The organism is Providencia sp. PROV197, from assembly GCF_028479625.1.
Classification (GTDB): Bacteria; Pseudomonadota; Gammaproteobacteria; order Enterobacterales; family Enterobacteriaceae; genus Providencia; species Providencia vermicola.
Genome location: NZ_JAMPNZ010000020.1, coordinates 35,257 through 50,142 on the forward strand (window position 1 = coordinate 35,257; position 14,886 = coordinate 50,142).

The 14,886-nt window shown below is 39.4% G+C and carries 12 protein-coding genes and 1 tRNA gene; 8 read left to right on the plus strand and 5 right to left on the minus strand.

Annotated elements, in window-relative coordinates; all coding sequences use genetic code 11:
- Window positions 1-30 precede the first annotated feature (30 nt).
- Window positions 31-1,059 (plus strand): EF-P beta-lysylation protein EpmB, encoded by a 1,029-nt coding sequence (epmB, locus tag PR808_RS11265; protein ID WP_272539319.1) that lies wholly within the window; start codon window positions 31-33, stop codon window positions 1,057-1,059.
- A 47-nt stretch (window positions 1,060-1,106) separates the two neighbouring features.
- On the opposite strand, the gene PR808_RS11270 is transcribed toward epmB, so the two are convergent.
- The 4 genes from PR808_RS11270 to PR808_RS11285 form a co-directional block, all read right to left on the minus strand.
- Entirely contained in the window at window positions 1,107-1,451 is a 345-nt protein-coding gene (locus PR808_RS11270; RefSeq protein WP_047756639.1) for a DUF4156 domain-containing protein, read from the minus strand.
- A 412-nt stretch (window positions 1,452-1,863) separates the two neighbouring features.
- On the minus strand, window positions 1,864-3,507 hold the full coding sequence (groL, locus tag PR808_RS11275; protein ID WP_206083466.1) for a chaperonin GroEL: 1,644 nt from the start codon (window positions 3,505-3,507) through the stop codon (window positions 1,864-1,866).
- 51 nt (window positions 3,508-3,558) lie between these two features.
- Window positions 3,559-3,852: a co-chaperone GroES gene (locus PR808_RS11280; RefSeq protein ID WP_206083465.1), complete on the minus strand. Its 294-nt coding sequence runs from the start codon at window positions 3,850-3,852 to the stop codon at window positions 3,559-3,561.
- Window positions 3,853-4,015: 163 nt separating this feature from the next.
- A complete protein-coding gene (locus PR808_RS11285; protein WP_206083464.1) occupies window positions 4,016-4,531 on the minus strand; it encodes an FxsA family protein in 516 nt (171 codons plus the stop codon).
- A 440-nt stretch (window positions 4,532-4,971) separates the two neighbouring features.
- Between PR808_RS11285 and aspA the strand changes: the two genes are divergently transcribed.
- The 7 genes from aspA to PR808_RS11320 all read left to right on the plus strand — a co-directional run bounded on the left by aspA (window position 4,972) and on the right by PR808_RS11320 (window position 14,245).
- The gene (gene aspA, locus PR808_RS11290) at window positions 4,972-6,396 is read left to right on the plus strand and encodes an aspartate ammonia-lyase (protein WP_206083463.1); all 1,425 of its coding nucleotides are present in this window, start codon (window positions 4,972-4,974) and stop codon (window positions 6,394-6,396) included.
- A gap of 146 nt (window positions 6,397-6,542) precedes the next feature.
- The gene (locus PR808_RS11295) at window positions 6,543-7,865 is read left to right on the plus strand and encodes an anaerobic C4-dicarboxylate transporter (protein ID WP_206083462.1); all 1,323 of its coding nucleotides are present in this window, start codon (window positions 6,543-6,545) and stop codon (window positions 7,863-7,865) included.
- Between the two features lie 679 nt (window positions 7,866-8,544).
- Window positions 8,545-8,838, plus strand: a complete 294-nt coding sequence (locus PR808_RS11300) for a helix-turn-helix domain-containing protein (protein ID WP_272539320.1) — start codon at window positions 8,545-8,547, stop codon at window positions 8,836-8,838.
- Between the two features lie 214 nt (window positions 8,839-9,052).
- The gene (gene dicD, locus PR808_RS11305; RefSeq protein WP_412990682.1) at window positions 9,053-9,625 is read left to right on the plus strand and encodes a division control transcriptional repressor DicD; all 573 of its coding nucleotides are present in this window, start codon (window positions 9,053-9,055) and stop codon (window positions 9,623-9,625) included.
- Between the two features lie 126 nt (window positions 9,626-9,751).
- A tRNA-Phe gene (locus PR808_RS11310) sits at window positions 9,752-9,827 on the plus strand.
- A 782-nt stretch (window positions 9,828-10,609) separates the two neighbouring features.
- Window positions 10,610-10,951 carry a helix-turn-helix domain-containing protein gene (locus tag PR808_RS11315; RefSeq protein WP_241016812.1) on the plus strand — a complete coding sequence of 114 codons (342 nt, stop codon included), beginning with the start codon at window positions 10,610-10,612 and terminating at the stop codon, window positions 10,949-10,951.
- A 90-nt stretch (window positions 10,952-11,041) separates the two neighbouring features.
- Window positions 11,042-14,245: an ATP-binding protein gene (locus PR808_RS11320; protein ID WP_272539321.1), complete on the plus strand. Its 3,204-nt coding sequence runs from the start codon at window positions 11,042-11,044 to the stop codon at window positions 14,243-14,245.
- On the opposite strand, the gene PR808_RS11325 is transcribed toward PR808_RS11320, so the two are convergent.
- On the minus strand, window positions 14,223-14,876 hold the full coding sequence (locus PR808_RS11325; RefSeq protein ID WP_206083458.1) for a response regulator transcription factor: 654 nt from the start codon (window positions 14,874-14,876) through the stop codon (window positions 14,223-14,225). The genes PR808_RS11320 and PR808_RS11325 overlap by 23 nt on opposite strands.
- Between the last annotated feature and the right edge of the window lie 10 nt (window positions 14,877-14,886).

A 14,886-nucleotide genomic window follows, 5' to 3' on the forward strand; every position in this document is an offset into this window, starting at 1 on the left:
TTTATAAACTAAAAATGGCATAGCCAAAAAATGGTCGATATTGTAACTCAAAATACCTCATCCAGAGAAGTCTGGATACAACAACTTGCTGAAGCAATCACTAATCCTGATGAATTGCTGCAAATACTGAACTTGGAAAATCATCTTGCTTCGCAAGAAGGCCGTGAGGCACGTCAATTATTTCCGTTGCGTGTCCCAATGCCATTTATCTCACGAATGAAAAAAGGCGATCCACTAGACCCGCTGTTATTGCAGGTATTAACCGCAAAAGCCGAGTTTGATGTCCATCCTGGTTTTTCTACCGACCCGCTGGAAGAGCAGGATAATGAGATCCCAAGCTTACTGCATAAATACCACAACCGCGCATTACTGCTCGTTAAAGGTGGCTGTGCAGTGAACTGTCGCTACTGTTTTCGCCGGCACTTTCCTTATGAAGATAACAAAGGAAATAAAAATAACTGGTTGATGGCTGTGGATTATATAAAAAACCACACCGAACTCAATGAAATCATCTTCTCTGGTGGTGATCCGTTAATGGCAAAAGACCATGAACTCGATTGGTTGATTAGCCAATTGGAGGATATTCCCCATATCAGCCGGTTGAGAATTCATACGCGTTTGCCTGTTGTTATCCCAGAGCGGATCACAGATGCACTATGTGAAAGACTGGCACGCTCGCGCTTGCAAGTCGTTATGGTCACGCATATTAACCACGCTAATGAGATTGACGAGGCATTCACCAGATCAATGCAAAAGCTCAAAAAAGCGGGTGTGACGTTATTAAATCAAAGCGTTTTACTACGCCAAGTGAATGATAACGTGACGGCGCTGATGAATTTGAGCAATGCCTTATTTGACGCAGGGATTCTGCCTTACTACTTGCATGTATTGGATAAAGTGCAAGGTGCTGCCCATTTTTTAGTCAGCGATATCGAAGCGCGCCAATTGATACAACAATTATTGAGTAAGGTATCGGGATATCTCGTACCTAAACTTGCACGGGAAATTGGTGGAGAACCTAGCAAAACGCTGCTTGATCTCAATTTAAGGCAGAGCTAATCAGCAAAACGCCCAAATAATAGTTATTTGGGCGTCGCTAATTCATTTTAGGGGCATTTATAGACTTGGCCAACCATTTTGCTGTCTAGCGGGATAAAGCTAGATAACACGGTTTCACTAGGGCTCGTCGCGCCGAAAATTACATTTCCGCCCATTTCAGCCGCTTTATTGCGCAAATCATTCGCTGCGCTACGCATTGAGCTGGATTCATTATTTACACCACTCAACCAGTTGCTTTGTGTCCCTGCAACCTGACCGAGAAGTTGGCAATCACTTCCAGGTTGATTCTCAACAAAACGAACTTGTGAGCCTGCCGCAGTCAAGTTAGTTGACGTTGAACAACCCGCTAATAGCAGTAATGCAGCAGCACCAAGCAAGACTTTAATTCGCATGTTTTCCCTCATTTTTCATTGTGTTTTTGCAGCTGGTTTGAAAAATTATTAGCCCTAATACGGTATATCATAAATCGCTAGGAAGTGCTCCGCATACTGCGTCACAATTGCCACACATCACCAGCCGAATAGAGTCTACCACAAATTAATCAAGAAACTGCCCTATTCTTTGCTAATTCAAACCACTTACCTTACGTTAAATATAACCCGCTAAGCAATGTCGACGCAAAAATAAATCGTGTTTCGCATCAATTGTACATTGATTGGGGATATTAATTATTATCTATAATTAATGGTTCGATATAATTAAAAACCAAAAAAAACCAGCGCGGCGAGATAACTCCACCGTGCTGGTCTTATTCAGGCTAAGTCACAAATATTCGTGACTAGTGCATGATGTTTGCCAAATGGCTTACATCATGCCGCCCATTCCACCCATGCCGCCCATACCAGCGCCACCTAAGTCAGGTGCATCAGATTTTGGCAGGTCAGTGATCATCGCTTCAGTGGTGATCATCAGGCCAGCGATAGAGGCTGCAAATTGCAGAGCAGAACGCGTGACTTTAGTTGGATCCAAGATACCCATGTCGATCATATCGCCATAAGTGTCAGTTGCTGCGTTGTAACCCTCGTTACCTTTCGCTGCTTTCACGTTGTTAACAACCACAGACGCTTCTTCACCTGCGTTGGTGACGATTTGACGCATTGGCGCTTCCATCGCACGCAGAGCAACACGAATACCAACGTTTTGTTCTTCGTTGTCGCCTCTCAGTGCATCAAGTTTAGCTGCAACGCGAACTAGTGCAGTACCACCACCAGCAACAACGCCTTCTTCAACAGCAGCACGAGTTGCATGCAGAGCATCATCAACGCGAGCACGTTTTTCTTTCATTTCAACTTCAGTTGCTGCACCAACTTTAATTACCGCAACACCGCCAGCTAATTTAGCAACGCGCTCTTGCAGTTTTTCACGGTCGTAATCTGAAGAAGATTCTTCGATTTGTTGACGGATTTGAGCAACACGGCCTGCGATCGCGTCTTCTTCACCGATACCATCAATGATAGTGGTGGTGTCTTTATTGATCACGATACGTTTGGCTTGACCTAAGTCTTCTAATGTTGCTTTTTCTAACTCCATACCGATCTCTTCAGAGATAACAGTACCGTTAGTCAGAGTTGCGATATCTTGCAGCATTGCTTTACGACGGTCGCCGAAGCCTGGAGCTTTAACCGCTGCCACTTTAACGATACCACGCATGGTGTTAACCACTAAGGTAGCCAGCGCTTCACCTTCAACATCTTCAGCGATGATCAGCAGTGGCTTGCTTGCTTTCGCAACGCCTTCTAATACTGGCAGTAATTCACGGATGTTAGAGACTTTTTTGTCAACTAACAGGATGAATGGGTTTTCTAACTCAACTGCACCAGTTTCTGGTTTGTTGATGAAGTAAGGAGACAGGTAACCGCGGTCAAACTGCATACCTTCAACCACATCCAGCTCATCTTCCAGACCTGTACCTTCTTCAACGGTGATAACGCCTTCTTTGCCGACTTTATCCATTGCTTCTGCGATTAAACGACCAACGGTTTCGTCAGAGTTTGCAGAAATAGTACCCACCTGTGCAATCGCTTTGGTATCTGAACATGGAACAGACAGTGCTTTCAGCTCTTCAACCGCAGCAACAACTGCTTTATCAATACCACGTTTCAGGTCCATTGGGTTCATACCCGCAGCAACCGCTTTTAAACCTTCAGTGATGATAGCTTGTGCTAACACTGTTGCTGTTGTTGTACCGTCACCCGCAGCATCATTTGCTTTAGAGGCAACTTCTTTGACCATCTGAGCACCCATGTTTTCGAATCTATCTTCTAATTCGATTTCACGTGCAACAGAAACACCGTCTTTAGTGATAACAGGTGAGCCAAATGATTTGTCTAAAACAACATTACGGCCTTTAGGACCTAAGGTTACTTTAACTGCGTCTGCCAGAACATTCACACCACGAAGCATTTTCGTACGTGCATCACTACCAAATTTAACGTCTTTAGCTGCCATTATCTCTTTCCTTCAAATTCTTTTCGTTCGTTGAGAAGTTTTAAGTGAAAATTACGCTTCAACAATTGCCAGGATGTCACTTTCAGACATGATCAGGACTTCTTCATTGTCGATTTTTTCAGCTTTCACGCCATAACCGTCGTTAAAAATAACGATATCGCCAACTTTCACATCCAGCGCTTTAATTTCGCCATTTTCGAGGATGCGGCCTTGGCCTACTGCCAGAACTTCACCACGCGTTGATTTGCCTGCCGCAGTACCGGTCAGAACAATGCCACCCGCAGATTTAGATTCTACTTCTTTACGTTTAACGATAACACGGTCATGCAATGGACGAATTTTCATTAATAGTTCTCCTATAAATAAAGTCCACACTAGGTAAAAGGACGATACCAGCATGTCTTAAATAAACTAGTACCATGTTTGAGCAGATTGGGGCTAGACAGAGGGACTTCAAGGGGGGAGATAAAAAATTTTTCATTTTTATCTCCCCACAAATACGAAGGATTTACGGTTTCGGGCGGTCGTCTTTATCTGATGAGTCTGATTTATCAGTGTTATCAATGGTAAAAGACGGGTCGTCTTGTTTACGTTGGAATTCGCCATCAAACGTATTACCGTTTTGATATCCGCCATTTCTTGACTGATTAAAACCCGCGCCAGGTTGATAGAAACGAATATGCGGGATTAATCGCATTACGATAAGTTTTTGTACTGGTGGAAGTAATAACAATAAACCAATAAAGTCAGTGAAAAACCCTGGCACGATGAGTAAAAAGCCCGCTAAAACGAGCGCAACGCTTTTAATCATCTCTGCCGCTGGGCTTTCACCAGACGCTAATTTTTGTTGGATTTGCAGGACATTTTTCATGCCTTGGTTTTTCACCAAGGAGACCCCCAAACAGGAAGTTAAGACCACTAAAATTAGCGTCATTAGAACTCCCACTTCGGAAGCGACTCTCACGAAAATAACCGATTCAATGTAAATGAGAATACATATCAGAATTAGTGGTAACCAGCGCACAAGTTCTCCTTTATTTCAATAAGCTATCAACTATTTTACGCCCCTCGGAAAACCTTTGTGAACTGCATCTAAGAGACAACTATCAATGTTCGCTTTTTTCTTTAGTATAGCCATAATAATTGGGGCAAAGATAACGTTTTTCAACTCATAGAGTTTTTTGATTAACCAGACTTATCTGTGATGAATATCACACAACGTAAAATCTGTTGCATAAATCAAACTATATAGTGATCTAGGTTCAAGGCATTGTTTCATTAAAGGCATATTATCTACCCATAAATCAGTAGATCATAATGCTGATAACGTAGTAGAAGGTGTTAATCGCTTGTAAAGTTTTATTTTGCGATATTAATCACCTGTTAAGTTTTGTTTTTACGATATATGGATTTTTAAAAAGCGCATAAACGGACAGTAACTGTAATCTAATTAAGAAGGTTCTCATGTCAAACAATACTCGTATCGAAGAAGACCTGTTAGGTAAAAAAGAAGTTCCAGCCGATGCCTATTATGGTGTTCATACTCTGCGTGCGATTGAAAACTTTTATATCAGCGACCGCACTATTAACGATGTCCCAGAATTTATTCGCGGCATGGTTATGGTTAAAAAAGCGGCGGCTTTAGCCAACAAAGAACAACACACAATTCCACGTAATATCGCGGAAACCATCATCAAAGCATGTGATGTTGTTTTAAATGAAGGCAAATGCATGGACCAGTTCCCTGTTGACGTATTCCAAGGTGGTGCGGGCACATCACTGAATATGAATACCAACGAGGTTCTTGCAAATATCGGTCTTGAACTGATGGGGCATAAAAAAGGGGAATATGAATTCCTAAACCCTAATGACCACCTGAACAAAAGCCAATCCACTAACGATGCTTACCCTACTGGGTTCCGTATCGCAGTGTATAACTCTGTACTGAAGTTAATTGAATCTGTTGAATACCTGAAAAAAGGCTTTGAAGCTAAAGCTGAAGAATACAAAGACATTCTGAAAATGGGTCGTACCCAGTTACAGGATGCCGTTCCAATGACCGTCGGCCAAGAATTCCATGCTTTCGCTACCCTTCTGAAAGAAGAAGAGAAAAATCTGAAACGTAGCATCGAATTACTGCTCGAAGTTAACTTAGGTGCAACGGCTATCGGTACAGGCCTGAATACCGCACCTGGTTATTCAGAACTGGCAGTGAAAAAATTAGCTGAAGTGACTGGTTTACCATGCGTTCCTGCTGAAGACTTAATCGAAGCAACTTCTGACTGTGGTGCTTACATCACTGTTCACGCAGGCTTAAAACGTCTGGCAATGAAACTGTCTAAAATCTGTAACGACTTACGCCTGCTATCTTCCGGCCCTCGTGCAGGTCTTAAAGAAATCAACTTACCTGAGTTACAAGCAGGTTCTTCTATCATGCCAGCAAAAGTTAACCCAGTGATTCCAGAAGTGGTTAACCAAGCGTGTTTCAAAGTTATTGGTAACGATATCTGCGTAACAATGGCAGCTGAAGCAGGCCAATTACAGTTAAACGTAATGGAACCAGCTATCGGTCAAGCAATGTTCGAGTCTATTTCTCTGATGAGCAATGCATGTCGCAATCTGCAAGAGAAATGCATTAGCGGTATTACTGTGAACAAAGAAATCTGCGAAGCGTTTGTCTTTAAGTCAATCGGTATCGTGACCTACTTGAACCCATTCATTGGCCACCATAACGGTGATATCGTAGGTAAAATCTGTGCAGAAACAGGTAAGAGCGTCCGTGAAGTTGTGCTGGAACGCGGTTTACTAACTGAAGCAGAGCTGGATGATATTTTCTCTGTTGAGAACTTAAAACACCCAGCTTACAAAGCAAAACGTTTTGATGACTAAAAGTTTATGTTTATCATAAATAATACTTAAAAAAATAAAGGCACGCCTCTCATCGGAAAGCGTGCCTTTTTTGATTCATGCACACACAAAAAATTAACATAACAGTTTCATAATTTTAATTTTCATTTTGTCGAGGAGTAAACACTATGTTAGCCGTAGAATTTGTCATTGTTCTGCTGGCCATTTTTTTGGGGGCCCGTCTTGGTGGGATAGGTATCGGCTTTGCCGGTGGCCTTGGTGTACTGGTACTCGCTGCAATTGGCGTGAAACCAGGTACCATTCCATTTGACGTTATCTCCATCATCATGGCTGTTATCGCCGCTATCTCTGCGATGCAAATTGCAGGCGGTTTAGATTATTTAGTTGCTCAAACAGAAAAATTACTGCGCCGCAATCCTAAATACATCACTATTCTTGCCCCAGTTGTCACTTACTTTCTGACGCTCTTTGCAGGTACAGGTAATATCTCTTTAGCCACACTACCTGTAATTGCAGAAGTCGCAAAAGAACAAGGCGTTAAACCTTGCCGTCCATTATCAACAGCGGTCGTTGCTGCTCAGATTGGTATTACTGCATCACCAATTTCTGCTGCGGTTGTCTATATGGCATCGGTCATGGAAAACCCTGCGATGATGGGTGCTGGTAATACAGTCAGCTACATCACCCTGCTGGGAATTTTACTGCCATCAACCTTCCTCGCGATTATGTTGATGTCATTTATTATCTCTTGGACGTTTAACTCTAAACTTTCTGATGACCCAATCTATCAAAAACGTTTAGCAGAAGGCTTAATTGAACTGCGTGGTAGCCAAGTCAAAGAAATCAAACCTGGTGCTAAATCTTCCGTTATGCTGTTCTTATTAGGTGTTATCGGTGTTGTCTGTTATGCCATCATCAATAGCCCAAGCTTAGGGATTGTCGAAACACCATTGATGAACACCACCAATGCGATTTTGATCATCATGCTGACTGTAGCAACGTTGATTACTATCCTTTGTCGCGTAAATACCGATGCTATCTTGAACTCCAGTACCTTTAAAGCAGGTATGAGTGCATGTATCTGTATCTTAGGTGTGGCTTGGTTAGGTGATACTTTCGTACAACACAACCTTGAGTGGATCAAAGCAACTGCGGGTGACTTAATCCACGAACATTCTTGGATGCTAGCGGTTATCTTCTTCTTCTGTTCTGCGCTTCTGTATTCACAAGCAGCAACAGCAAAAGCATTGATGCCAATGGCACTGGCTTTAGGTGTTAGCCCACTGACTGCAATTGCGTCATTCTCTGCGGTTTCTGGTCTGTTTATTCTGCCGACTTACCCGACACTGGTTGCTGCGGTACAAATGGATGATACAGGGACAACGCGCATTGGTCGCTTCGTCTTCAACCACCCATTCTTTATCCCTGGTACCATTGCTGTCGCATTAGCCGTCACTTTCGGCTTCCTGTTCGGTGGAATGATGCTCTAGCCCTATTCATCAATTGAACAGCCTAAAAAACCCGTGACATCATTCACGGGTTTTTTCTGTTCGAAAATATATTTATCATTGTCACTAAAGTGGCAATGATAAATATAAAATCTGTAAAGATCATTCATCAACATTATTTTCTGTCTCATATTATAAATTTAATAAAAGAGGTAAATATATAAACCATAGCTATCTTATATATATTCAATACACCAAAATAAGATATAAAAATCGCATAAAATAAACCAAATTTTTCCAATGAAACATTTATATTAATAACCTCAATATAAGTGTAACAAGCAATGAATATATTGATTAAATCTCAGTGTAATTCCGCTAAGTTCGTCAGAAAACAACAAAAACAATATAGCTAAAACAACGATATTTTTAAATGTATAATTTCAAAAAAAACAGATATTAACGTGATAAAACTTATATATAATCCTTTAAAATCAACAATGCATACTCTTTTATTGTGTATTATAAATAGGCGCTATCTATTAATACCCAAAAATCCATCCGCCATAAATATTGGTAATGCTAAACTCATCCTTGTCTAATAGGTATTAGAAAACCATTCAGGTTCTCTTTTAAACCCGTTAAACGAGCGCTAAATTATAGAATAAGTCCATTACTTAAAATAATTTATCTCATCAGCATTAATTTATTTGGAGGAGGAATGTTAAGTACTCAACGAAATGATAATACCGATATTTCCATTTATATTGGAACCTATCTAAAACACCGAAGAAAAGCGGTTGGTTTAACAGGTGCGCAATTAGCATCACGATTAAGCATTAGCCAGCAACAAATTTCTCGTTACGAAAGGGGTAAAAATGCCATCACCATACAAGGTCTGTTAGATATCTTACAAGCCCTTGAGTTAAGAAAGCATGATGTCGATGATTTTATGAAGAAAATTTTTCAGTTTTATTATATCGATGTTGCGCTAGCGGCGAATTTGATTAATTAACGTTCCAGTCTAAATTTGATATTCACTGTCAATTTAGATTCAGGGGGGATATTTCCCCCTCCTGTTCCTCCCGCCTTTCTACAAAAAATGCCCCGTTTATTCATTTATGTAGCTCCGCCAGCTCCATTGCTATTGAGCAAAGCGCTATAATTCAATATTGATCATTGCTATGATGAAAAAAACAGACACGATGCCGATGGAGTTCATAATGCCTATCCAGCGCGAAACAATTTTAAGCCATGCATTAAACCAGTTAGAAATTCAGGGGTTATCCGCATCAACAGAAAATTTACTCAGTGAAATTGAATCTGATTTTTCGACTATTCGCCAATTTTGGCCTGATGATGAAGCCCTTATTTATGATTGCTTGCGCTTTCATGGACAACAAATTGAAGTATGGCAGCGCCAAACGCTCCTAGAGGAAACGCTAAGCCCACAGCAGAAATTAATGGCCCGTTACCAACAATTGTCCGAGAAAGTGAGTGAGGGGCGTTTTCCAGGCTGTTTATTTATCTCTGCTTGTAATTATTACCCCGATTCAGAGCACCCGATTCACCAGCTCAGTCGCCTACAAAAAGACAATTCCTTTAATTTTACCAAAAATTTATTGGATGAACTTGATATCGAAGACTCTGAGCTTGTTGCAAACCAAATGGAACTGGTTCTCGAAGGGTGCTTAAACCGTTTATTAGTCCAACGTGACATTCAAGATGTTGAAACAGCGCAGCACCTTTCTGAAGATATTTTGACGATCGCATTATGCCGTAAAAAAGGGGCGCTAAGCTAAAAAAGCCACATTAGCACGTTAAACAATCACCTTTTGCTGAAAAAGAAAACACTCAGTAAAAAAAAACGTTTTTTTATTAAAAACTCATTGACGCAAACAGCTGAATACGGTTTAATGCGCCCCGTTGCCCGGATAGCTCAGTCGGTAGAGCAGGGGATTGAAAATCCCCGTGTCCTTGGTTCGATTCCGAGTCCGGGCACCACTATTTAAAGAACCCGCCCAAAAGGCGGGTTTTTGCTTTTGTATTTTCAAACACTCATACTTAGCTAACTAGGCTAAAGACACGGAATGGCCTTTACTCTCATCTAAACACCTATTTCTCTATACTCTCTGTTTGCAAGCTATGAGTAATAAGCCTATATACAGAATATAGATATAAAAATAACCATAAACCAAAGTTAATTGGCTTAACTTATACTAAATAATTAGGAGGGAACTAGAAAAAGCCAAACGCTAAGGTTTATAACTAGATTATTATTCTCACCCTTTTCTCATTTCATCCATTAAATGGCGCTCACTCACTCTTATTACGTGTATTTACTGGCTTGTTGTCTCATTTAAAAACCTAAAAATAAGTTTTTATATTAATAGTTATTCAAATAAACCACTAAAAAACTATAATATCATTTTTTATTCCCATCTATTGAGCTAAAAAAATAATCAAATACAATATTAAACAATAAATAATAATAATTTGTAATGAGAATGTAGCCAAGCCTTAATGCAATAAGTCAACTAAACCTTACCAAGCAATTCACAATCAATACTTAACATACTGTTGAGTAACAAAAATAGTTCTCTGAAATAAAAAGAAAATAACTATAATGCTTAAAATAAGTCTCTACATATGAACCTGAAATAAATGACTTAACATTATTTTTAATTAAGGAATACCTTATATTCTAAAATCTTATTTTTGTCATAATTTACTCTTCAAGATAAAAATAGTTTTATGAATCAATGATACTAGGGTCAAGTTTCCACATGAAAAAGAAAAAAGATACAACTTATTATATCAGCCAGCTAGTTGGTAAATGCTTACAAGAATACCGACAAGAGTTAGGAATTAGCGGTGAGAGCATTGCGAAAGAGCTAGGTATTAGCCAACAGCAATTATCCCGTTATGAACGAGGTGAGAATGCATTAACCGTAGATGTATTATTTAAATTTATTCTTATACTCGGTATTAACTTTCCAGATTTTTACCATAGGCTATTCTATATCGTTAGCCATCATCCTAAACTTTCACACCATATCACTAATTTAAATGGTTTTGGTTGGGAATTAGATGATTTGAAAGACTATTACAATTCAGCAATTGTCTAACCTTTGGCATAAAGAAATATTGTTTAATTTGTTTATTTTATATTATTATGAAAATTATGGAGTTTGCCTATAATCGATGAGAACAGCACTATGCCTACCCCTTCTCCGACTGCATTTTCAAGGATAACTCGCACATCAGGACGCACAAACAGCATACTCACTGTTACTTTTCCTTTGTTGTTTATTCTAATAGCAACATTATTTTGGAGCGCAGAACGAATTGTCCAACAAGAAACTAGGCGGTTAGAGGTCGATTTTAGGTCACTAATAGGCTATATCAATGAGCAAGAGAAATTTTTAAGATCGTTAAATAAGCAAAACCAAGATCTATCAGAGCTAGTTGAAAGCCGAACCTATGCAATACAAGAGCAATCACTACCAACCAAGCTATCATTACATTTACTTGAAGGTAAAGAGTCTTTAGTCGCAATGCCATTCACGCTGGCCTGTGATAGAAGTTTAGAATGCTCCCGAGTACCCAGTATATTATTTTCTTTAGGCGCTTACTTAGCTGATTATTATTCCACGTTTTGGGGTGGGTCCTATTTCCCTGCCGCCGCTGTATTTTTTGTCAATGAGCACGACCAAATTAGTATCAGTGTGCCTTCTGTTGGCACTGTATTAGGAAATGAATCGATATCTCCAAACTTATATTATTCCGTTATTGATAACGTCAGGAAAAATTTACCTGCTATCCACGCTCAGTTTTCAGAATCACAACCGACTGATTTAAAACAAATTATTTGGTTACGTCCAGTACCTTTTGATAATATTCTTATCGGGATTATTCCCGCAGGTTTTGATGAGCATTTATGGCAGAATGCTCACATTTCCCCTAAAAATATTTATGCGGTCAGTATGTTAAGCCAAGCTAGGTTAAGTGTGCTGGAACGAATGTTAAACCCCACACTCACACATCAATTTTGGCTAATTCATACGAAATATGGTCAGTTACTTGGAACAACCCAAGCGCCTGAGGAAGAAGCATTAGAAGGTATTTTTTATACCAAAGATGGCCTGGTTCTTAAGCTTTCATCTAAAACTAATGAATGGACTGGATATTATAGAATTAGTTATGCTGCTTTTTTTGAAGACAACCTGTGGTTTCCTATCAGTTTAGTTATCGCTCTTTTCTTTAGTTTATTTTGTGGATGGGGATATCACCGCTGGTACCAGCGAAAAATATTACAACCCGCAATAGACTCCCAGCAAGCCATCTTAGAAAATGAAGCATTCAACCAAACGCTTATCGCAACAACCCCTATCGGCCTATGTGTAATAGATAAAGAAACCCAGCAGTTACGCTTCGCGAATGAGTTAGCTCGTTACTGGCTAAAAATAACCAATATATCTACTCCCCACGACTCAAATGAATATAATGAATTACTCGTCAAGGTTCTTTCTGACACAGAACACGTTAAAACGACTTTAAAATCAGGGGAGCATGTCCTCTATGTTGTGAGTACAGCAACTTATTACCAACAGCGCCCTGTTATTTTATGCGCATTTACTGATATCACCATCCAAGCAGAAACTGAAAAACAACTTGATGATGCGAAGCGGCTTGCAGAAGAAGCCAACCGAGCTAAATCGACATTTTTAGCAACAATGAGCCATGAAATAAGAACTCCACTTTATGGCCTAATCGGTACGTTAGAATTACTCGCAAACACCTCTCTTTCACCTCAACAAGCTCATTTTATTGAGAGAATATCAACAACGTCCCAACTACTTATGCAATTAATTGGCGATATTTTAGATATTAGCAAAATAGAAGCTAACCAAATTCAAATCCATAATCATCCATTTGATTTATTAGAATTAGTACAACAAACCGTTCAACTATATCAAGGTATTGCTCAGCAAAAAGGGTTACTCCTATTTGCTGTTATTGACCCAAGCGTACAAGCAAATAGAATTGGTGACTCTGCTCGACTGCAACAAATTTTAGGTAATTTACTCAGTAATGCAATTAAATTTACCCACAGGGGCACGGTTACTATTGAACTCAAAAGAAGTAATAATAATATATTAATACGTGTCAGTGATACCGGTGTTGGAATTAGCCCTGAACAACAAATAAAATTATTTGAGCCATTTTATCAAGCTCATTCAGAAATTCATGCCTATGGCGGTACTGGCTTAGGCCTATTTATTTGCTCTGAGCTCATTAAATTGATGGATGGGCAGATAAGCCTACAGAGTGAAGTTGGGGTTGGTAGCTCGTTTCTCGTGACACTACCTTTAGCACTCGATATACAGCAACCACATTGGCTACCACTAAAAAATACCAATATTTGGTTACAAACCCCAAACCCATTATTGACTGAAAATATAACGCAATGGCTAAAACGTTGGGGGGCTAATGTTTATTTCACAGAAAATAGCCTCCCCATAGATACCTCATCCGTTATTGCTGTCGGCATCTTAATTCCATCGTTTCCTCTACCGACTCATTGGGATGGACAACAATGGGTAAGCCCTGAGATGAATTTCCGACTATCTGAATTAAATCAGCAGCTATTCTTACTACAAAATAATAAAGAACAGAGATCCCTTATTTGTCCAACATCTCGTATACAAACTCACATGCATAAATACCCGCTTCGCGTTTTAATTGCTGAAGATAACCCCATTAACCAAGTTGTTCTACAAGAGCAGCTTGAATTACTCGGTTGTAAGGTATTTATTGCCAATGATGGTGAAGAAGCGTTGGTGATTTGGGATAACGAAATTGTCGATATCATCCTTACAGACGTTAATATGCCTTATCGTAATGGTTATGAACTTGCACAGCAGCTGCGCAGTGAAGGCGAAACATGTCCGATTATTGGTGTTACTGCAAACGGATTAAAAGAAGAAGAAGAGCGATGCCTAGAATCTGGAATGGATTCATGGCTTGTAAAACCTATAGAGCTAGAAACCTTAATTCAATTATTCAACCGTTTATTCCCGATTTACTCCTCATCAACTTTAGAAATGGCTCCCCTAGAAATGATTAACCCGCTAAATGGAGAAGATAGAGAAAAAATTATTCATCATTTTATTACCGATATTACTCAATTTTGCCAAGCTGTTGAAGATAACAATATTGATGAAATAAAACAGTTATCCCATCGTATCCGTGGCGCATTAATTAGTGTGGAACAACGTGAATTAGCTAATGAGCTTCGTGAGTTTGAGGCAACATTAGACTCACAGGCATCAACACACATTGATATTCAGGTTAACCAGAATATCTGCAATCAATTAGCTAATTGGATAAAAAAAATCAGTCAAATAAATGATGTGTAAGGCAATAACTGATTAACGCTTGATTATTATCAACACCCAATTTACGCATTGCGGCATTTTTCTGTAAGCTGATAGTTTTATCACTGCGGTTTAATTGCTTTGCAATATCAACAATAGGCTTTCCTTGAACAAAAAGGCGCAATACCTCAAGTTCACGAGGTGATAATGTCTTTACCCTATCATTTAATGTTACCGCATTACGGCTTTTTAATGTCGTTGTCATATCTGCAACAGGAACACGATATTGGCGGCCTTGCCCCGCTAATGTGATAGCCTTCATCAGGTCGCTTAATGGTGCCTCTTTTGACACCACCGCGCTCACCCCTGAATCATATAACATTTGTATAATCATTGGGTTAGAAACCATCGTTAATACAATCACGGCAATATTTGGGTATTGACGACGTAAAAATTGAATATAATTCTGGCCATCGCTAGACTGGGTATTATTAGGCATCATATAATCAGTTACGATCACATCAACCTCATTTTTTTTCAAAAAAGAAAATAGTTCAGCATCCTGAGTGTAGGCACCTAAAATTTCTAAATTCATTGATTGAGAAAGTGTATCTTTCAAACCTGAAAGCACAATGGGATGATCATCAACTAATACTAATTTGAGTTTTTTCATTTAATAATAC